Raw genomic sequence first — 18,801 nt, forward strand, 5'->3', positions numbered from 1 at the left:
GGGGCCAAGTAAAGATGCAAGGCACTTTGCGTAAACTAAAATCGAGCTTAACAGAACCGGTTCAATATCACCTTCCTGTGGGCGACAACTTAATCGACCTAAACGCACTCATTGGTAAAGAGTTAACGCTTACATTTAGCGGTACTATTTTATGCTCAAACTGTGGCAAAAAAACTAAAAAGAGTTACTCGCAAGGCCACTGTTTTGTGTGTATGCGTAAGCTTGCTAGCTGCGATATGTGTATTATGAAGCCAGAAACCTGCCATTACGATCAAGGCACTTGTCGCGAGCCGCAGTGGGGCGAAGAAAACTGCATGATTCCTCACTACGTTTATTTAGCCAATACCTCTGGCCTTAAAGTAGGTATTACCCGTCATACTCAAATACCGACACGTTGGGTTGATCAGGGTGCCACTCAAGCCTTACCTATTTTTAAAGTACAAACACGTTTGCAATCAGGCTTAGTGGAGGTGGCTTTGGCTGAGTTTATCGCCGACAAAACCAATTGGCGTAATATGCTAAAGGGCCAAAACGAAGAAATTGACTTAAAAGCCGCTGCGGCTGAGCTTATCCCGCAAATTAGCGATAAATTAAATGAGTTAAGCGAGTTATTTGGTGCCACAGCTATAGAGCAACTTGATGAAGACGTGGTTGACTTAAACTTTCCGGTGACAGAGTACCCCACTAAAATTAGCTCGTTTAATTTTGATAAAAACCCAGTAGTAAGCGGTGTGCTCCAAGGTATAAAAGGTCAGTACTTAATTTTTGATACAGGCGTAATTAATGTACGTAAATTTACTTCATATGAGGTAACAGTAGGGTAACTATGCTAAACAGCTTTCCACAGTTATTAATTGTTTATAATGAGCTTGAAATAGCACGCGATAAACAAGAGCAACAAGCGTGTTTGCACAGCGTAACACAAAGTGAGCTTAGTAATGTGCGTGTGCTGAATAAGCAAGGCGAATACGTTGACCTACAAGGCGCTGCATGTAAGCCCCTTAATGAAGAGCAACTTGCGCAGCTGGTAACCACTTATTTGTTAAATGAAGGGCAATGCTGCCTTGGCAAAATTAAAACCCTTAATACCAGGCAGGCGTTTGATTTACTAGGTTTATAACCCTCAGCCTTTGTTATACCAATTCGCTTAATTATTAATTATTTCAAATTGGTATTAGTACTCACTAAGCACTTTTATATGCGCTACAGCACTTCTTCCTAATGCTGATAGCGCATAGCCGCCTTCAAGGTAAGATATAACACCTTTACAGCCACTCTCTTTTGCAACGTCGCATAATTGCTCAGTAAGCCAGCTGTAGTCATCTTCTACAAACTTTAAACTGGCCATGTCATCTTCTAGGTGTGCATCAAACCCTGCACTTATAAATAGCAGCTCTGGCTTAAAGGCTTTTAATTTAGGCAACCACTGAGTATTAAACACCTCTTTTAAATCATCGCCATTACTGGCTATTGGCAAAGGGGAATTAACTATGTGGCTGTTATTTTTTACGGCTGTATTTGGATAAAATGGATATTGAAATAACGAACAAAGTAATACATTGTCGTCATCCAAAAATATGTCTTGTGTACCATTACCGTGGTGTACGTCAAAATCAGCTATGGCTATACGTTTAACGCCTTTGCTTTGAGCATACTTAACCGCTATAGCTAAATTATTAAATACACAAAATCCAGATGAAGCATGTGCATTGGCATGATGCCCAGGCGGGCGTACAGCGCAAAAGGCGGCATCGAGTTTATCTGCGAGTATTTCATCTACAGCCAACAGCCCTGCCCCTACGGCGCGCTCTATTGCTTTTAATGAATCAGGGCATAGCCAAGTGTCGCCATCAAGGTTATTTAACCCCTCATTAGGGAGCAAACGCTCCACAAGATTAACTAACGACTCGTCATGTGCTAACAAGTAATGTTCACGGTGCGCTTTAGGTGCTTGTAAATGCGTTAAGCCGATATCTATACCACTTGCCAGAAGTCTATCGGCAATGGCGTCAAGGCGCTGTGGGCACTCAGGATGATCGTCAATCATTTTATGTTTACGGCAATGGGGGTGTGAAATAACAGCAGTACGCATAAACGCTCCTTTCCTTTGAGTCTAAATATAACAAAGCCACCTTAAGGTGGCTTTGCGACTTTGGTGTATAGCATTACTACTTAGCTTTTAAATTAAGGTTTCTAAAATCAAAACTAAAGTCTGTTACCGCTGTTGATACCGCACGCATTTTAGCGCTATTTACACGGTTATTTTCGCCCATATCAAAACGAATAAACGCATCGGCCTCAAGTAGTTTTTCATCCCATTTAACAATAAACGTATTACCTGTGTAATGCTCAAGGGTGCCTTTTAAGCGTTTGGTATGGGTAAAATCAATACGTAGTTTGCCATCTAACTGCTCAATAATTACATCGCCATACCAATCGTCATGTAGCGTGCCGGTGTAATTTATATTAGGTAATTGTGGCTGATAATCTGCTGGGGTGTCGGGTTTTGCATTTGCGTAGGCTTTTTGTTTACTCGCAAAATGTTTTTTAGCTAACTCTTCAACCCAGTCTTTATCTTCAAGATCAAGGGCATCTTCAAGCACTTCGTGGGTAACCGCAGAAAGCGCACTAAACGCTTGCTGATTAGATAAAATAACTATGCCAAGCTTTTTCTCAGGCAGTAATGTAACTTGCGACACCATACCTAAAATGCCCCCGCCGTGGCCTAGCTTTTTAAAGCCGTGGTAATCTTCAATACTCCAACCTAGCCCATAGCCTCTAAATTGCTGATGATAGGCCTCATACGCACTTTTAGACGCCATAGAGGTAATATGCGGGTGCCACATTTGCGCTTGCTGTTTCTCACTAAAGAGTTGCTCACCGCTTGGCATTTTACCGCCAGCTAACTGCGTAAGTAACCATTGGCTCATATCGTTTACACTCGATGCAATAGCCCCTGCGCCTCTAAAGTCCTCTAGGTAGTTAACAAAGAATGGATTAAGCTTGCCATCCATAGGAATATGGCCAATTGCCCAGTTTTTATTGCTTTTAGGAATACGCGAAAAACCCGCGCGCGAGTTTTCCATGTGCAAAGGCTGTAAAATATTTTTTTCGATGTAATCGCTCCAGCTCATACCAGATACACGTGCCACCACTTCGCCTGCGGTTACAAACATTAAATTGTTATAGGCATACTGGCTACGAAAACTGCTGGCTGGCTTTAAATATTGTAGGCCGGCTAAAATATCTGCTATAGATTTATCAGTGCTTGGCCAAATCATTAAATCGCCTTGGCCAAGCCCTAATCCACTGCGATGGCTTAATAAATCACGGATACGCATTTCGCGAGTGACGTATGAGTCGTACAGCCTAAACTCAGGTAAGTGGTCAATTACTCTGTCATCCCAACTTAACTTACCTTCATCAATCAACTTAGCCAGTGCTGCACTGGTAAACGCCTTTGTATTTGAGGCAATACCAAAAAGTGTGTCTTTATTTACTTTTGCATTTGTATTGAGATTACTTGTGCCAAAGCCTTTAGCAAATACCACTTTATCGTCTTGCACAACCGCTACTGCCATACCTGGTACGTCAAAGCGTGCCATTGAGGTATTAATCACCTCTTCTAAGTGCGTGGTATTAATTTGTGCCCAACTATTAAAAGTGGTACTGGCAAGCAAGGCTAAACTGGCTAATTTGGTGAGTTTCATGATTATCCTTATTATTTTTGGTGCACTGCAAATTCAATATCAGCACGCGCTTTATTTGTATCGGGCTTATGCGGCCGATTAAGTATTGCATCACTGTATTCTTTTGGTACGCCCGCCTCAAGTGCGCCGCGATGAACGTGCTGAATATACCAGTCGTATGGCAGCACATCGTTATCGTGCGTATTGGCTATATAACAATGCGCCTCTATTTGCTCACCATCTAACAGAGTGGGGTTAACAGCAACACAGTCGTAGCCTGGGCCCTCTATGGTGTCTAAAATTGCTTTTTCAGCTTCATCAAGCTCATACACCACGCCGTATACCAGGGCGTTTTTATCATCACTCTTTTGAATACTGCACTTACCCGAGCCATCTTTAAATAACATATTAAACGTAAGCTCGTAGCCTTTTAATACAGCCGTGCCAACTCGCTTTGCTTTTGGTAAACGCGCAAGCAAGCGGTTAGAAGACATATTCGATCCAAACGAAAAATTATAAATAGGCATGACTTCCTCCTAAGGTTAAATGACAACACGAATGGCTAGAGCAATTAAAATAACACCTATCCCTCGGTCAAACCAATAGCCACTTTTTTGAAAAAACGCCCTTACACTGGGTTTTGACAACACTAAAGAAAGCATAGAAAACCACACCCAAGTAGCTAAAGCCATATAAACCCCATACACAACTTGCACGCTGGTAGGTGTAGTTACACTAATAACTAAGGTAAATAACGACATAAAAAAGAGGGTTGCTTTAGGATTAAGTGCATTGGTTAAAAAGCCGCGCCTAAATGCATGCCATACGCTTTCTTGTGGGGCTGTTTTGCTTTCAATGTTATCTGTTTTATTTACCGGTGGTTTGGCAGCCCTTAATGCTTGTACGCCTAAATAGGCTAAATACGCGCCCGCAACGTACTTTAGTGCCATAAATAAAGTAGGCGATTGCGTTAAAATTAGCGCAACCCCTAATACGCAGTATCCTACGTGTAATAAAATAGCCGCGCCTACGCCAGCGCTTGTCCATAGGGCGTTACGCCTGCCCTGCTGTATACTTTGTTTGAGCACCACAGCAAAATCGGGGCCTGGGCTGGCTACAGCAAAAAAATGGGCAATGGCAATTAGTAAAAATTCGTCTAAGTAGTTCACAAGTATCCGGTTTAAGTGGGTGCATAGGCAAGCAATAGTGGATTAGCAGAGTTTTCAACTAATGCTTTGATCTCTTTTTGGGCTTTTTTAAATTGGCTGCGCAAATGTGGCTTTAAATGTTTTTTAGAGACACTGTCGTTTTTAAAATAACTAATTAGCGCGTGCATAAATACAGTATGGGTTTCGCTTAACTTAGCCTCACGATTAGCATACGGGTTATAGCACGAGCCACACCCGCCTTTAAATTGATACACAGTGTTGCTCATCATTACCCCAAACCCTAAAAAACAGGCCAGCGCATCTGCCGCTTGTGGTAAGTAGTCTTTACCGCCTGGCGGTAACACCCCAACATGATGTATTAATGCAGTCGCCAGCGTGCCAGCAAAGCTGGCCACTAAATCTTGCGGCTGATTAATTTGATTAGGGTTAAACGAGATATTAATCGTATGGCTTGGCGGTACTATAAGCTGGCTTTGCTCTCCCCTTATATGTTCAGCAAATTCAAAGTGTGGGAATACTTGTGGTTGTAACTGCTGTGGTGCAACCAACTGTATTGGCCACGCATTCATACCTGCGTAATCGCGTACTCGCACAAAAACCTTAGTAGCCATTTCCTCAATGCTCGATACCGAATCAGGAAAGTGCTCAACGGTTGGTAATATTATTTGCGTATGATTGGTAAAAAATTCGGCATCAAAGTGCTCTACCGCCCAAATAAAGGTATCAATCAGCCATTGCTGCTCAGCTTGTTCTAGCAACGGCTTTGATTTAAATAACGCTAACATAATGTGCTCTTATTTTTGTTCAAGTGCCCAGTTCCAGGCCTGTGTCTTATATAAAGGCACTGTTGAAAGTGCATGGTGATGGCTGCCGCTCGACTCTTTAGTCGAGTACGATAAGTACAGTAATGTACGATTTTGTGCATCGTAAATACGGCGCACTTTTAGCGATTTAAATAAAATACTTTTTGATGACTTAAACACCACTTCGCCCGACTTACTGCGATCTATTGCTTGTAACATATCGGCTGTAATTGGCCCAGTTTGACGACACGCAATAGACATATCAGAGGGATCTGAAAAATCTAAATCGGCCTCTATATGGCTAATATGGCACGTAACCCCTTTTACTAGCGGGTCTTGCTGCGAATTTACCACTACATCTTTAGTAGTAAACAGCCCTAAACTCACCGACGCAACGTCATCTGAGCAGGCACTTAATGTAACCACTGCACCTAAGAGCACAGCTAAACGTTTAAAGCGGTATGGTAATTTCATATTAATCCTTAATTTTGCTTATAAGCGAAGGTTCACGTGACTGTTTTTATACTACCATCAAAAATTAATACAACTAAATTTAGACTCTTCAGGGGTTAGCGCGCAGTTCAGGCTTTGGTACAATGACGCGCACGCCCACGTAGTAACTCATAATAGGAAACGCGTAAATGCCGCACATTATTATTGAACACTCTGAAGATCTTCCTGTATTACCGCAAGTGCTTGTTGAAAAAGTACACAACGCGACTTTTCAAAGTGGTTTGTTTGACCTAGAAACCATTAAAACCCGCGCAATTGCTTATCAGCAATATCAGCTAGGTGAAGGAAAAGAAGGGTTTATTCATATTGCGGCGCATATCATGGCTGGGCGCTCGATTGAACAAAAACAAATGTTGAGTGAGAGCTTGCTTGAATGTCTAAAAACCTACTGTCGAGACTCTGATAGTTTAAGCGTTAATATTTACGACATTCAACACGAGATTTACCGAAAGAACTAAGTGTTATAAAACGCGCTGTTACCAAATTACAGCGCGCTTTTCACTGAAACCTATTACTTTGCTAAAGCGTAAACTTACCTAGTAATTCTTTTAATATATTTGACTCTTCATTTAGCCCGCTGCATAACTCCTCTGAGGTTTTCATATTTTGCTTTGTTTGCTGCGCAGAGTCAGAAATCATTACTACATTTTGGCTAATTTCTGAGGTCGCCAATGTTTGCTCGCGGGTGGCTGTAGCCACCGAGCTATTTAGTTCACTTAGCGTAACAATTTCTTGAGAAATACCCGTTAAGGTACTGCCAGTTACTTTTAAGCGCTCAGCATTTTCTAAGGTATTCTTACTCCCCAGCTCTATATCCGACACCGTGCTAGACGCCTTAGAGTTTAACGTGTCTATCATTTCGTTAATTTGCTCGGTCGACTCTGCAGTACGCATAGCAAGGGTTCTTACTTCATCGGCTACAACCGCAAAACCACGGCCGTGTTCACCTGCCCGTGCAGCTTCTATGGCAGCATTGAGCGCCAGTAAGTTAGTTTGCTCCGATATTGCTTTAATAACATCAAGCACCTGTGTAATTGATTTTATTTCCCCTGAAAGCTCAGTTACCGAGGCAACCGAGGTAGCCATGGCGTTTTCTAACTGCTCCATTTGCTTTATCGTACTATTTACAAACTCAACCCCTTTGTGGGTCGCTTCCTCTGTTGAAGAAGCAATGTCAGAGGCATTACTGGCACTATTTGAAATATCTTGTACGGTGACTTCCATCTCGTTAACGGCTGCCGCAACAGTTTGCGTACTAGATGATTGCACCTCGGCCAAATTGGCGGCTCCTTGTACTTGTACTAACACATCCTCTGAAATACTTTTTACGTGAGTTGCTGAGTCCGAAACCTGCTTAAACATGCCATGCAACTGCTCTAAAAATAAATTAAAGTTAGCGGCAAGTTCTGATATTTCGTTGTTATCGTTAGTGGGCAGCCTTACAGTTAAATCGCCGTCTTTTTTAGTTAACGCGCTCACAGCAGCGGTTATATTTTCAATGGGTTTAAATATTTGCGACACTAAAACTCTGGCTAGGGCAAAGCCAATAATGGCAATGATCACACCAAATAATAAATTGCTATTAATGGCACTGTTTATTGGCCCGTATAGCTGCTGCTCGGGTACTTCTGCTACTAAGTGCCAGCCTAATGATTCAATAGGTGTACTCGATACAACATAATCTTCACCGGCCATTGTTTTACTAATAATGGCGCCATTTTTAATATCGTTAATATTAATTTTTTGGCCCATTTTACTTCTATCACTGTGAAGCATTACCTCACCTTTATCAGAAACCAAATACACTACACCGGCCTCGCCAATACGGTATTCATTAATTAAGTTGATCATAGAATCAAGCGAGCGTCCTACGCCCGTAATGGCGGTACGCTCGCCATTAATTTGTAGCGCATAGTTAATAAAAACCACCATGCTATTTGTGGTTTTATCTATGTCCAGTGCTATTTCAAAGGGTCTGTTAGAGGATAAAAACTGATCAAACCATACATCTTCATTTCTATCTATCTTTCTAGATATACCAGTATCTGTGTAATAGTTGTTAGTGTTTTTAGAAATTATATAAGCAATAACTGCGTTGTTATCTTTTTTAATGCTGGCTAAATAATTAATATAATCGGCCCTTGCTTGCTCACTCTCACCGTTACTTAGCCATTGTTTAACAAAGCTGTTTTGCGCAATCTCTTTAGCAACAATAATGGGAGTGGCAAGTTCAAGCTCAATTTTGCTTTTAACTTCACTCAGCGCGGTAGGTAAATCAACCTTTGCGAGCTTTTCATCGGTATGATTTTGAATACTATTTGAAAATAAAAACGTAGAAACCGCTAATGGCACAACAATAGCTAAAATAAGACTAATATAAACTTTTTGTTTAAGTAACATACGATACCTGTAAATGGATAAAGGGCTTAACTAACACCTGCTTAGAATAAATATAGGATCAGCTGAGCAATAAGCCCAATAATTAGAAAAAATAGAACATAAAAGAAGAGCGTATATTTTAATTTAATCCACCGCTGGAAAGCGAATTGAATTTTAAAGGCGCAAGGCTAGCTAAAACTAACCTCACGTAAAGTAAACTAAGGTGAGTCGGGCCACTCTTGCTCGTTGATTATCCCTTGCGCAATCAAGTTTTTTCTTAATTGGCTAATAGTGTGTTTTAACTCATCACGAATAAGTCTAATGGCGGGCGTTATTAGCTGGCGGCTAGGTAGTACTAACCACATTTCAGTTAGGGGGATTTTGTAATCAGGCATTAATCTTTTTAGCCTACCAGTCAATAAGTCTTCTGCTACATCAATGGCCGATTTTTTAGCAATCCCGGTGCCATCAATACACCAACGTCTAACTATATCGCCATCGTTAACAGCGCGGTCGCTGTTCATTTTAACCTTATATTTTTGGTTATCGTTATAAAACTCCCACCCATCATGCACTACCTCATAAAGCTTATATAACAGCGCATTGTGATTCACTAAATCCTCTGGGGCTGAAGGCTCACCATGCTTGTTAATATAATCAGGCGAGGCACACAGCACATGTGCAATGTTACAAATTTTAAACCCATATAAATTTAAATCCTGTGCAGCCTCTTTGGTCAAGGCGCGCAGCGCAACATCAACACCATCGCGGTAAAAGTCTGCGCGGCTGTCGCTTGCTTGCAAGCGCAGCGTCACTTCGCTGTGTTTATCCATCACGTTATTAAGTAACACCCGCATAAGGTTGCGCCCCATTTCGGATGACACGGCGATTCGTACTTCACCACTAATTGATTGCTGCTCTTCATGAATAAGTACTTGCCCTTGCTGCAACAAATCCAGCGCCTGTTGGCAAAGAGGTAAATAGCGCTCCCCTTCAGGTGTAAGGCGTATTTGCCTTGTTGTGCGCACAAATAATTGTGCACCAAGCGACTGCTCTATCCGCTTTAAAGAAACGCTAGCAGCAGATGAGCTCATGTCCAATTGATTTGCAGCAGCAGTAATGGATTGCAGCTCAGCCACTTTCAATAATACCTGTAGATCGGCTATTTTCATCACGCCCTCTTGTTACGTTCACAGCTTGCATAACTATAACGTTATTATCCACGTTTTTGCGAAAGTGTATTTAATATATGCTCATTTATTGACTGAATTTTAGGTCTTACTATATACGGCATACCAATTCAACGGAGCTTTTAATGAAATTATCACTTAATGTATCAACCCTTGCACTGGTTGCCACACTCATATCAACGCCAGCTTTAGCACAGCAAAGCGCATCAAAAGTAGTTGCCGCTAGCAATATTGATTGGGGTTATTTAAACCCACTACGTGGAGATAAAAGCCCAGGCGCTGCAGATTTATGGGGAAATCGCACAACCAATACTGCTACAGGCATGTTAGTACGGTTTAAAAAAGGCTTTGAATCTCCACCACACATTCACAACATTACCTACCGCGGTATCGTTATTGAAGGACAAATGCATAATGACGACCCAACAGCTGAAAAAATGTGGATGCCAGCGGGTTCATTTTGGACACAACCTGCAGGTGAAAACCACACTACAGCAGCTAATAGCAAAACTAACTTAATTTACCTAGAAATAGACTCAGGCCCTTATTTGGTAAAGCCCACAAAAGAGCAGTTTGATAATGGCGAGCGCCCGCTAAACCTACATGCAGACAACATGGTGTGGTTAAACAGCAGCGATTTAAACAACATTAACGCCCAAGGCGTGCAAACAACCTACCTTTGGGGAAATACAGCTGACATGAACGGCTCAATGATTAAACTTCCTGCCGGCTTTAAAGGTGAAATAAAAACAGATGCAAGCGAATTTCGTGCTGTTGTTATAGCCGGCGCCGTTGAGTACAACTCAAGCGAGCAAGATAAAGCGCAAAACCTAAGCGCAGGCAGCTATGTAGAATCAACCGGTAACTTTACCCACTCGCTTGAAAATAACAGCGACAAACCTGCAACTATCTACATTCGTACTAACAGTAAGTACCAAGTTAATTAGAAGCTACTTATAAAAAGTAAATTGCATAAAAAAGCGCACTGTTTAGTGCGCTTTTTCATTTATTAATACTTAAAAGCTATAACGAGCAGTTTTTGAAAAAGCCGCAGGACTTATAATAACAGCTGTCGCTAGCAAGATAACTACCTTCTTGATTGCAGAATATAAAATAGAGGGATAAATCTAAATTACAGTTCTAGCTTGTTGCCTAAAATGCTAAATGATTAGTTATCTTAAAGATATTGGCTAAGTAGCTATAAGCCATTGAATGAAATGTTATTACTATAGGATATTTAAAATGGTGGCCCCTCCCAGACTCGAACTGGGGACCTAACGATTATGAGTTGCAAAACAAGGACTTACTACGATTTACTTTTTGATATAACTATTTACTAATTTTCATAGTTATATCATAGGGTTATTGAATAACCCATACCTCTGATGCATAAATCATTATGTATTTCAAAACGTTAAATTTTACGTTCAAAGTAGCACAGAGGTAGCACCATATGTCAGACACAAAATTTCGCTTCACAGAATTGTCGCTTGAAAAGATCGAAACAAACGGAAAACGTACTCGCTATTATGACAGTCTATTGTCAGGACTCATTTTAGATGTGAGCGTAGCAGGTAAAAAATCATTTAGAGTTTATAAAAAAATACCAGGGAGAGACACCCCGATTAATGTCACCCTTGGTTACTTTCCATCAATTGCACTTGATGATGCAAGGCGAATGGCTAGAAAAGTAATGGCAGATATCGCAGAGGGTATAAACCCTAACGACCTTAAGCGCCAATTTAGAGCGGCTTCAGTTACTTTGAAAGAAGCCTTTGATTCATACATCGAATCTAGAGATCTCAAGCCTATAACCAAAAGAGGTTATAAGCAAAAAATGGACTGCTATCTACCGGACTGGCATAACAAGCGCTTAGCCGATATTAATCAAACAATGATTTTAAAGCGCCAACGAGAAATCACCTCAAGAAGCCCTACTCAGGCAAATTATACCATGCGCCTAATGCGTGCTTTATTTAACTTTGCTAAAGCTGAATACAAATCTTCAGAAGGTCGTTCATTATTTCCAGAAAATCCTGTAGATGCACTTTCTGAAAAACGAAGCTGGAATAATGTAAAGCGTAAAACAACAAGACTGCGTCGTTCACAACTAAAACCATTTATAGACGCACTATATGAAGTTAGAAATGAAGCTGCTAAGTATCGTCAAAATAGCCGCGTTGCTTTTTGTGATTACCTAGAATTTTTAACCTTTTCAGGCCTAAGAAGATCAGAGTTACTGCAACTTCCTTGGTCACAAGTACACCTTGAAGATAGGATATTCATTTTAGAAGATACAAAAAATGGCTTAGATGTCGAGTTCCCTATTACAGATCGATTAGCTGAGATATTTAATCGACGAAAAGAATACAAAGTATCTGACTATGTGTTTGGGACAAACAGTAAAAAGGGCTACCTCACTGATCCTAAAAAAACGCTGAAACATGTATGCCAAATTGCAGGAGTAAAAATCACTTCGCATGATTTGCGCCGTACATTTACATCAATGGCTGAGAGTAGCGGAGTATCAGGATACCTCCTGAAACGCCTTCTAAACCATATTACAGATAAAAGTGATGTAACTGCTGGCTATTTAATTTTAACCGCTGAGGAGCTTAAAGAGCCCGCAGAAAAAGTAACAGAAACAATAGCCAAATATGCAGGTTTTTTAGACGACTACGCTGATGTTCAGGTTGGAAATCTAAGGTCTGTGATTTCCGGGCTGTCAAAAGAACAAAGGTTAGAGCTGCTGGCTAGCTTTATGGGGTAGGTATTAAGCGAAGTATGGTGTAATAGTAAAATGGTATACTTAGCTGCACCATACCATTGCCTCACTATGGTGTCAGTCCACATCCAGGCCACAAATCAATAACAATTTTTGGAACTCCTTTAACAGATAGAACGATAGGCTCTACTTGAGGCTGCTTTAAAGATTTTACTGTTAGTCTTTTTAGCTTGCGTTTATCAATCGTGACTTCACTATTGCCTTTTAAGTATCTGAGCAACGTCTTCTTTGAGCATATACCTTTGAAGTAGGAAAGCTGTCCTGAAGCTACGAACTGTCTATAGCGATCTTCTGAGATTCCTCTAATGATAGTCATTGCATCTTCAATACGTTCATGTAGGAGTTTTATGGCATCTTCATCATTTTTGACAGCAGAGTTCTTCCAGATTGGCTCATGATGGGAAAGCCTATTTCTTAGCTCTTTGAGGTTTAATAACATTGCTTGAACACTTTTTCTATCCAACCGTTTATTATTCTTAAAAACATCGCTTGTGATATGAGGCCAAAGACTTTTCTTTGGATCTTTGTCACTATAAGCATCCTCAAAAAAGCTAACCCAGAATCCAAACATTGTCTCGCTGACGATAGCATCTGGGCTAGGGCTTTTTCCATTGTTAGTTAGCTGTTTCTGGGCCCGTTTAAGCATGTTTTCATGATTTGACACCCATGCTTGCTTCCCTTTCTCTTTCTTGTAACCAGCTGATTTTCTGTAGTATTTTGTAGTGAACTTTTTATGTTCAGCTATAAATTTGTTGTCTCCACCATGCTTCAATACTGGCTCGTACCAATCTTTGGTCTTGAAATGAACAGAAGCGGCTTCATGCAAAGCATTTCTTAGTGAAATTTCAAGGCATTGTATGATTGGGTAAATAGCTGAGGAAACGTGTTTATTCCAAGCATATGCAGCGATAAGGTTCTTTTGGGTTTTGTTTTTTATTATTTTTTCATAGCTTCTTAATCGAGGGGCTGAGATGTAGCGCTCAATTTCTTTGTCACATATTTTTTTGACGCTATTGTCAATTTGTGTTGCGTTTCTAATCATTCTTATCTATTATCATCTCTAGTGAACGTACATAGGTTCACTGTGTTCCATAACCTATGTGCATAGTACATACATGTGGCCGAAATTAACAGAGTAGGTTGTATGTATGCGAAAAAGCGCCCATTGCGGCGCTTTTTTCGTTTCTGGGCATTAGAAATTTACTCGTTTTTTTCACGCATCGAGTTAATGTGTAAATCAGCTTGAGCCTCCATATCACGGAGCATTTGGTGCCTGATAGCAGCCTCTTCTCGCTTTTCTTTTGGTGCATTAGCTCTTTGCCTTTTGTCGAAGAAGTCATCAGGGAGAGCTATTCGAACAAGGTCTTCAATTCGCTTCTTTGGCTTAAAATTATGTTTTGTGCTTGCAGAAGATAGTGCAAACTTCAAAGTTCTATTTTTATCAATGATAAGATAAAGAGTCATCCCCACAGCCTTGTATAACTGAAGGTCTTTAATGTAAGGCAGCTTCCTCATGTACTTTTCGTACTTATATGCTTTGTTATTCACAGTTAAGTGTCCTTAATAATAAGATTTTTGGATATTGAGAATTTAAGGTATTAAGCTGAGAGCTAGAGGCCTTGATAGTAAAGGGCTGCACTGGTACTACTGTCCTTCAGTGACAAACATTTGCACGCCAGTAACAAACATTTGGCTCTCAGTGACATAAAACTGTTCGCCAGTGACAAACTTTTGCCCGCCAGTGACATTACTAGCAACTACTTATACATAATTTGTAAGCAACTAAACACTAGCCTCCTCTGCCACGAAGTAGATAGTTGTTAGGTGGAATGACTAAACCTTTGTCCTCTTTATCTACACGAATGCCTGAATGAGGATGGCAGTCAAGAATGAAATCTAAAGCGAGCAAAAAGCGCCGTTTAAATCTACTAAAGGCTAATCGTTTAAAATAAGGAAAGATGTCTTTGTGGAGAGTCACCCAAGGAACAAAACCAACTCTTTTGCGTCCGTAACCTCGACGTATGAGAAATAGGTAGAGATCATGGGCGAGAACAATGTCCTTAGCTCGAGCAAGTTGAAGGAATCTTAAATCAATGGGGATAATACTTTTATCATCGGTAATCAACGCCTTAAAACTGCTCGAGGGAGTGTAGAGAACTTGCTTGTATTTAGCGTTGAATTGACCAACGTCATACTCATTGGTGCTCACATTATCTGCTTCAGCGAAAAACCCTCTTCTTCGAGTTTTATCTTCTGAATTATTAGTTGAAACAACTGTAAATGTCCTATCAAACACTCTTTCGAGAGAGAGTAAAAAATTAGCGTATGTGCCACCTGATATACAGTCTTGACCTGTTATTTGCTGAAACAGGTCGCTTACCGATTTAGCTATGACGTATGAAGGTAGTTCAGGCCTTCGGCTGATCTGTGTTGTAAGATGAGCAATAATCAACCTTGCATAATGGCCATGAGGCAAGATTTGAGGGCTACTCAACATTACAGTTTTGTACTTGCCAAAGCCTTCGACATTGCACTTCTCAAGCTTTTTAAGAGGCAAAATACATGGGTCTATCAAAAATGCTGGGTATAAACCAATGGTGCGCTCTTCTATAGGGCACTTTGTAATTATCTCTATGTTGTTATGAGAAAGGGCCATTAGTAATGAACCTCCCCGCTGCGAATTAAAGGCTGCGTTTCAATCCAGTGGTGGAACTCTGATATAGGAAAGAGTGTTTTACCACCTTGCTTGATATAAGGAGGCAGTGAGTGACGTGCTTTTGCTTGCCTGTTCTCACTTAGCTTATTGTATAAGGTTTGCTTAGAGCAGCATAAAGCTTCTGCAACTTCATCTGCTGTATAAAATTGAGGTTTGATTTTCGGCATAAAGCACTCCGTTTACTAATATATGGAATGCCTTACTATTATGGGAATGAATTTACCGTTGTCTCAGAAAAACCCCCCTGACTTTTCCGGAGCTTTTTTTTTGAACAATTTAAGTGCTGGGAGAGAGCTCAATTTTGCATGCCAAATCGGGGAATGGTTTAGACCGCTTTTTTAATAATTACGCACTTTCATTCGTCGAAACAGCAACCAGAAAAATAAAACAAGCGATAAGATCATGATATTGCTTACGATTAGCGGTAGCATATTGTTCTCTCCTTTGATTGATGTGTTGCCAGATAGAATTAGGCATGCCTAATTCTGTGTGGTTCACTCCGGTCGAGTCGGTTTAGAAAGATTAGGCATGCCTAATTTTGGGGCTTACTTATAGCCTTGTTCCTCTTTGTATCTCTTTAGCTTTAACGTTTGTAGTTCAGCCCAGCTGAGGCCTGAATTGAACTATTTAATGCTGTTGTCTTCATAACTTAAGTCTAGTTCATCCATAATCGTTTCTTTGGATGCGTCGTGGTGGTAAGAGATAGTGACACCCTTAATCATAGAGGGTGTCTCGAATATGGGGGATTATTAACTGTGCTAGCTTACCTGACGTGATGATTTTGGATGAAGTGTGAACTTCAAGAGTATCTCTAATACCTTTATAATCGACTATAGCTTTAAATTTTTTTAAACGATGTCTGATATCAGCTAGAGGTAAAGTCTTCTCATAATCTTCAAGAGATAAGCTACCTTTTACAATTAAGGAACCAGTAGCTTTGGCTCCCAACACTAAATTAGTTAACTCTATTTCTTTTACATCGATGAACTTCAAGCCCTTGCTATTTAATTCAGCTATTACGTTAGGTAGATTGAAAGAAGGGGTATCTACTGATAAATCATAGTTTGAGCATTTATGGAGATCATTAAAAAATGGCTTCATACACCTTCCCGGGTTTTTTGTTTCTATTAGAATAGTAGGACCGTTTATTAGCTCGAAATCTATCATTTCGAAAACTCGTCGCTCTTCTATTTCATTCTCACCAAATGGGTTGATGTATTCTTGGGTTACATATTTAGAGAGAATGTATTTTCCCGTTAAAGTGTTTTCGGTAATTGAAGACACGGTAAAACCTTGACCAATACCATCATCAAATGTACATTTTTTAATCGCACGTGCAAAGCTCTCGAAATTACTTCTCAATTCAGCTTTATACCAATAGAACCTTTCCATGAATTAGTCCTCTAGCATCGCATTAACTTCACTTAATGCGCTCTCTGAAGCCTGCTCTAACTTTTTATGGATTGCTTTTTTTTCAATGTTACTAGGTGTGGTTAATTTCTGTGTTATGTCATGAGTCCTTTCACTATACCTATAGATCCCTCGAATTTGAAAAGAGAACCCTTCCTTAGTTTCAGGTTTCTTAAGTGATGCTTCGAAAGCAACTCTGTCACCAGCATATAGTTTTTCATCCGATACCCATTGCACACTGGAAATGTGGAAACCTCTATCAAATAAGCTTTTAAGCTCAGGTGAAATAAGAACCTGTTCACCATTAAGCATAGCTTTCCTTATATGACTAGCTGCTATTTCTTCACTTTCCTCATCATTTTCAGGATGAAAAAGCTTAACGTTAGTTACATCCTTCAGATTGTAACCTTCTACATTATTCATCAAGATTTCAAAGAACTTTGATACGTAAAGACTATCCGTGATTGAGGTTAAACTAAGTTCTTTGACTACCAGCTGCTCTTCAACTTCTTTGCTCAAGGAGTCTTTTAGCTGTTCCACTATTTTTGAACCAAAATCATTTGCAGGACTTCTTATTGTATAGCCACTTTCATCCTTTATTATCTCAACTTGAGCTTTTTTGGTTTCTATTTGTCGAGCCTCAGGTTTTCTGAGATCGTGGTCTTTGTATGTAATATCCAGAACAAAACTATCTTTTGAACAAACCACATTTGCGGCACAGTCAGGATCTGTAGCTAACTCTCCCTTTAAAACAGTCAATGCTTGTCGGATTGCCTCATCTGATAGGGCTGGGTTTTCTTCAGTCTTAATGGTACTAGAACTAACGTTTTCTCTTTTAGGAGTGGTAGTTAACAATTCCGATAAGTGGTTTCGATCAAAATAATCAAAAGTAAACGAGGATAAATAATAAGCCAATAAACCAGTATCACTTTCCTGTGAAGCTAGAACACCTTTTTTTAATAAGAAGCGGTGTAGGTCAGGTTTCGATATACTATGCTGAGAAAGTCCGTCATAAATAGCTTTATCATGGAAGTAATATAAGGTCGGTCCGTACTGTTTTTTATTGATCATAATTCCCTCCATCCTAACTCTCCAATATTATAGTGTGCAGTATGTCGAGTAACTAGCTCTGGAGATATTTGGTTAAGCTGTCTTTCCCGTGCTTCATCCATCGACCAATTTTGCATATATTGGTACTTCGCATTTTTGAAATTGGTTTGGATGTTATTATCTGCGTGTTTGGAGATAAAGCGCAGGTTAATAGGAAGTTCTTCAGAAAGTATTTGATAGTGTGATAGTAAATCAATCAAATAAACGAACTCTTCTACTGAGTTCCCATCTCTACGGTAATAAATAATATAACCTTCCTCTTTTGCCCTGGTTAAGTATTTGACGATTATCAGGGGGCTTGATAGCAGTTCTATTGTTGCTGGTTGGTCCCATGGATCTCCATGCCTAACTTTATGAATGATCATATCGGGGTACCAAAAAGAATACTTTTCGATATCTTGATCACCTTTTTGGATTTTCAGATCGCTGGAAATAGCGAAGCAATCTTCAATCTGCCTAGGGCCAAAAACATGCAACTGCTGATTTTTCGCAATTTTTAAGTTAGCAGGGTTTATTGCGGATAACTGTTCGTGAAAGTTATTGGAATATTCTTTATCGTGATTGTATACAAACAAGAACCCACGAATATTGTAGTCAAACTCAATATCTGGCAATAGATATAAGTTTTTCCATTGATCAGAAACGTTTGCACAGTGAGTAGCGAGAGATAGGCTTTTTAATGCGTTACCAACAGCTGTTTTTTTGATACTACCAGCACCATAGCTCTTTAAATCGGTGTTTAAGTAAATGACCTTCCCAAGGTAAGGGTCAATATAATAAAAAACACAATCACAAGGGTGAGTAGGCTTTTCGTGTTCCGGTATTACACAATCTAAGTTTTGGTCGTGTAGTTCTCCTTTTTTCCATTTAAAAACAGAAAATATTTCCTTAGATATCTGAACGGCTGCTTCTGCTGTGTTTATGGTCTCCGCCATTTCATTACTCCATTATTTAAGGGTCCTTATGGCTACTTACTTTATGGCATTTCTATCTGTTTAGTCAAAGAGTAATTAGCGCCTATCTCATAGGCTCACAAC

The 18,801-nt window shown here is 40.0% G+C and carries 20 protein-coding genes; 5 read left to right on the top strand and 15 right to left on the bottom strand.

The features are described from left to right. Window positions 1-14: 14 nt before the first annotated feature. Entirely contained in the window at window positions 15-824 is an 810-nt protein-coding gene (locus AN389_RS09050) for a DUF2797 domain-containing protein (protein ID WP_055014720.1), read from the top strand. A gap of 2 nt (window positions 825-826) precedes the next feature. Then, window positions 827-1,120 carry a hypothetical protein gene (locus AN389_RS09055; protein ID WP_055019666.1) on the top strand — a complete coding sequence of 98 codons (294 nt, stop codon included), beginning with the start codon at window positions 827-829 and terminating at the stop codon, window positions 1,118-1,120. Window positions 1,121-1,174: 54 nt separating this feature from the next. On the opposite strand, the gene AN389_RS09060 is transcribed toward AN389_RS09055, so the two are convergent. The 6 genes from AN389_RS09060 to AN389_RS09085 form a co-directional block, all read right to left on the bottom strand. Next, window positions 1,175-2,092 carry a histone deacetylase family protein gene (locus AN389_RS09060; protein ID WP_055014718.1) on the bottom strand — a complete coding sequence of 306 codons (918 nt, stop codon included), beginning with the start codon at window positions 2,090-2,092 and terminating at the stop codon, window positions 1,175-1,177. A gap of 76 nt (window positions 2,093-2,168) precedes the next feature. Next, on the bottom strand, window positions 2,169-3,710 hold the full coding sequence (locus AN389_RS09065) for a serine hydrolase (protein WP_055019667.1): 1,542 nt from the start codon (window positions 3,708-3,710) through the stop codon (window positions 2,169-2,171). Window positions 3,711-3,721: 11 nt separating this feature from the next. Then, window positions 3,722-4,216: a gamma-glutamylcyclotransferase family protein gene (locus AN389_RS09070; RefSeq protein WP_055019668.1), complete on the bottom strand. Its 495-nt coding sequence runs from the start codon at window positions 4,214-4,216 to the stop codon at window positions 3,722-3,724. Window positions 4,217-4,231: 15 nt separating this feature from the next. Beyond that, a complete protein-coding gene (locus tag AN389_RS09075) occupies window positions 4,232-4,858 on the bottom strand; it encodes a LysE family translocator (protein ID WP_055014715.1) in 627 nt (208 codons plus the stop codon). A gap of 11 nt (window positions 4,859-4,869) precedes the next feature. After that, window positions 4,870-5,643 (bottom strand): hypothetical protein, encoded by a 774-nt coding sequence (locus AN389_RS09080; RefSeq protein ID WP_055019669.1) that lies wholly within the window; start codon window positions 5,641-5,643, stop codon window positions 4,870-4,872. Window positions 5,644-5,652: 9 nt separating this feature from the next. Then, complete coding sequence (locus AN389_RS09085) at window positions 5,653-6,135, bottom strand: CreA family protein (protein WP_055014713.1); 483 nt, start codon at window positions 6,133-6,135, stop codon at window positions 5,653-5,655. 167 nt (window positions 6,136-6,302) lie between these two features. On the opposite strand from AN389_RS09085, the gene AN389_RS09090 reads away from it, so the two are divergent. Next, window positions 6,303-6,632, top strand: coding sequence for a 5-carboxymethyl-2-hydroxymuconate Delta-isomerase (locus AN389_RS09090; RefSeq protein WP_004588643.1), 330 nt, complete (start codon window positions 6,303-6,305; stop codon window positions 6,630-6,632). Between the two features lie 61 nt (window positions 6,633-6,693). On the opposite strand, the gene AN389_RS09095 is transcribed toward AN389_RS09090, so the two are convergent. Both AN389_RS09095 and AN389_RS09100 read right to left on the bottom strand, forming a co-directional pair. Continuing rightward, window positions 6,694-8,574: a methyl-accepting chemotaxis protein gene (locus AN389_RS09095; protein ID WP_055019670.1), complete on the bottom strand. Its 1,881-nt coding sequence runs from the start codon at window positions 8,572-8,574 to the stop codon at window positions 6,694-6,696. A gap of 197 nt (window positions 8,575-8,771) precedes the next feature. Beyond that, window positions 8,772-9,725 (bottom strand): LysR family transcriptional regulator, encoded by a 954-nt coding sequence (locus AN389_RS09100; protein WP_055014711.1) that lies wholly within the window; start codon window positions 9,723-9,725, stop codon window positions 8,772-8,774. Window positions 9,726-9,868: 143 nt separating this feature from the next. Here AN389_RS09100 and AN389_RS09105 point away from each other — a divergent pair, with 143 nt between their 5' ends. Next, window positions 9,869-10,690, top strand: coding sequence for a DUF4437 domain-containing protein (locus tag AN389_RS09105; RefSeq protein ID WP_055014710.1), 822 nt, complete (start codon window positions 9,869-9,871; stop codon window positions 10,688-10,690). A 506-nt stretch (window positions 10,691-11,196) separates the two neighbouring features. Continuing rightward, entirely contained in the window at window positions 11,197-12,513 is a 1,317-nt protein-coding gene (locus AN389_RS09110; protein WP_055019671.1) for a tyrosine-type recombinase/integrase, read from the top strand. Between the two features lie 64 nt (window positions 12,514-12,577). Here the strand turns inward: AN389_RS09110 and AN389_RS09115 are convergent, their stop codons facing one another. The 7 genes from AN389_RS09115 to AN389_RS09145 all read right to left on the bottom strand — a co-directional run bounded on the left by AN389_RS09115 (window position 12,578) and on the right by AN389_RS09145 (window position 18,699). Next, entirely contained in the window at window positions 12,578-13,570 is a 993-nt protein-coding gene (locus AN389_RS09115; protein ID WP_055019672.1) for an Abi family protein, read from the bottom strand. Between the two features lie 158 nt (window positions 13,571-13,728). Then, a complete protein-coding gene (locus tag AN389_RS09120) occupies window positions 13,729-14,076 on the bottom strand; it encodes a hypothetical protein (RefSeq protein ID WP_055019673.1) in 348 nt (115 codons plus the stop codon). Window positions 14,077-14,317: 241 nt separating this feature from the next. Next, on the bottom strand, window positions 14,318-15,184 hold the full coding sequence (locus AN389_RS09125; RefSeq protein ID WP_055019674.1) for a hypothetical protein: 867 nt from the start codon (window positions 15,182-15,184) through the stop codon (window positions 14,318-14,320). Then, window positions 15,184-15,411, bottom strand: coding sequence for an AlpA family transcriptional regulator (locus AN389_RS09130; RefSeq protein ID WP_055019675.1), 228 nt, complete (start codon window positions 15,409-15,411; stop codon window positions 15,184-15,186). The genes AN389_RS09125 and AN389_RS09130 overlap by 1 nt, the downstream gene beginning before the upstream one ends. 547 nt (window positions 15,412-15,958) lie before the next feature. After that, complete coding sequence (locus tag AN389_RS09135) at window positions 15,959-16,636, bottom strand: hypothetical protein (RefSeq protein ID WP_055019676.1); 678 nt, start codon at window positions 16,634-16,636, stop codon at window positions 15,959-15,961. A gap of 3 nt (window positions 16,637-16,639) precedes the next feature. Then, complete coding sequence (locus AN389_RS09140) at window positions 16,640-17,725, bottom strand: hypothetical protein (RefSeq protein ID WP_146258069.1); 1,086 nt, start codon at window positions 17,723-17,725, stop codon at window positions 16,640-16,642. Further along, the gene (locus AN389_RS09145) at window positions 17,722-18,699 is read right to left on the bottom strand and encodes a hypothetical protein (RefSeq protein ID WP_055019678.1); all 978 of its coding nucleotides are present in this window, start codon (window positions 18,697-18,699) and stop codon (window positions 17,722-17,724) included. Before AN389_RS09145 ends, AN389_RS09140 begins: the two co-directional genes overlap by 4 nt. Window positions 18,700-18,801: the final 102 nt, after the last annotated feature.

It is taken from the genome of Pseudoalteromonas sp. P1-7a (genome assembly GCF_001401855.1).
Classification (GTDB): Bacteria; Pseudomonadota; Gammaproteobacteria; order Enterobacterales; family Alteromonadaceae; genus Pseudoalteromonas.

What these genes read in the sequence shown, in the direction of transcription:
- AN389_RS09105 (WP_055014710.1), top strand. Translation starts at nt 9,869, where the DNA reads ATGAAATTATCACTTAATGTATCAACCCTTGCACTGGTTGCCACACTC.
- AN389_RS09125 (WP_055019674.1), bottom strand. Translation starts at nt 15,184, where the DNA reads ATGGCCCTTTCTCATAACAACATAGAGATAATTACAAAGTGCCCTATA.
- AN389_RS09060 (WP_055014718.1), bottom strand. Translation starts at nt 2,092, where the DNA reads ATGCGTACTGCTGTTATTTCACACCCCCATTGCCGTAAACATAAAATG.
- AN389_RS09095 (WP_055019670.1), bottom strand. Translation starts at nt 8,574, where the DNA reads ATGTTACTTAAACAAAAAGTTTATATTAGTCTTATTTTAGCTATTGTT.
- AN389_RS09110 (WP_055019671.1), top strand. Translation starts at nt 11,197, where the DNA reads ATGTCAGACACAAAATTTCGCTTCACAGAATTGTCGCTTGAAAAGATC.
- AN389_RS09055 (WP_055019666.1), top strand. Translation starts at nt 827, where the DNA reads ATGCTAAACAGCTTTCCACAGTTATTAATTGTTTATAATGAGCTTGAA.
- AN389_RS09115 (WP_055019672.1), bottom strand. Translation starts at nt 13,570, where the DNA reads ATGATTAGAAACGCAACACAAATTGACAATAGCGTCAAAAAAATATGT.
- AN389_RS09070 (WP_055019668.1), bottom strand. Translation starts at nt 4,216, where the DNA reads ATGCCTATTTATAATTTTTCGTTTGGATCGAATATGTCTTCTAACCGC.
- AN389_RS09135 (WP_055019676.1), bottom strand. Translation starts at nt 16,636, where the DNA reads ATGGAAAGGTTCTATTGGTATAAAGCTGAATTGAGAAGTAATTTCGAG.
- AN389_RS09090 (WP_004588643.1), top strand. Translation starts at nt 6,303, where the DNA reads ATGCCGCACATTATTATTGAACACTCTGAAGATCTTCCTGTATTACCG.
- AN389_RS09085 (WP_055014713.1), bottom strand. Translation starts at nt 6,135, where the DNA reads ATGAAATTACCATACCGCTTTAAACGTTTAGCTGTGCTCTTAGGTGCA.
- AN389_RS09050 (WP_055014720.1), top strand. Translation starts at nt 15, where the DNA reads ATGCAAGGCACTTTGCGTAAACTAAAATCGAGCTTAACAGAACCGGTT.
- AN389_RS09130 (WP_055019675.1), bottom strand. Translation starts at nt 15,411, where the DNA reads ATGCCGAAAATCAAACCTCAATTTTATACAGCAGATGAAGTTGCAGAA.
- AN389_RS09145 (WP_055019678.1), bottom strand. Translation starts at nt 18,699, where the DNA reads ATGGCGGAGACCATAAACACAGCAGAAGCAGCCGTTCAGATATCTAAG.
- AN389_RS09100 (WP_055014711.1), bottom strand. Translation starts at nt 9,725, where the DNA reads ATGAAAATAGCCGATCTACAGGTATTATTGAAAGTGGCTGAGCTGCAA.
- AN389_RS09140 (WP_146258069.1), bottom strand. Translation starts at nt 17,725, where the DNA reads ATGATCAATAAAAAACAGTACGGACCGACCTTATATTACTTCCATGAT.
- AN389_RS09080 (WP_055019669.1), bottom strand. Translation starts at nt 5,643, where the DNA reads ATGTTAGCGTTATTTAAATCAAAGCCGTTGCTAGAACAAGCTGAGCAG.
- AN389_RS09065 (WP_055019667.1), bottom strand. Translation starts at nt 3,710, where the DNA reads ATGAAACTCACCAAATTAGCCAGTTTAGCCTTGCTTGCCAGTACCACT.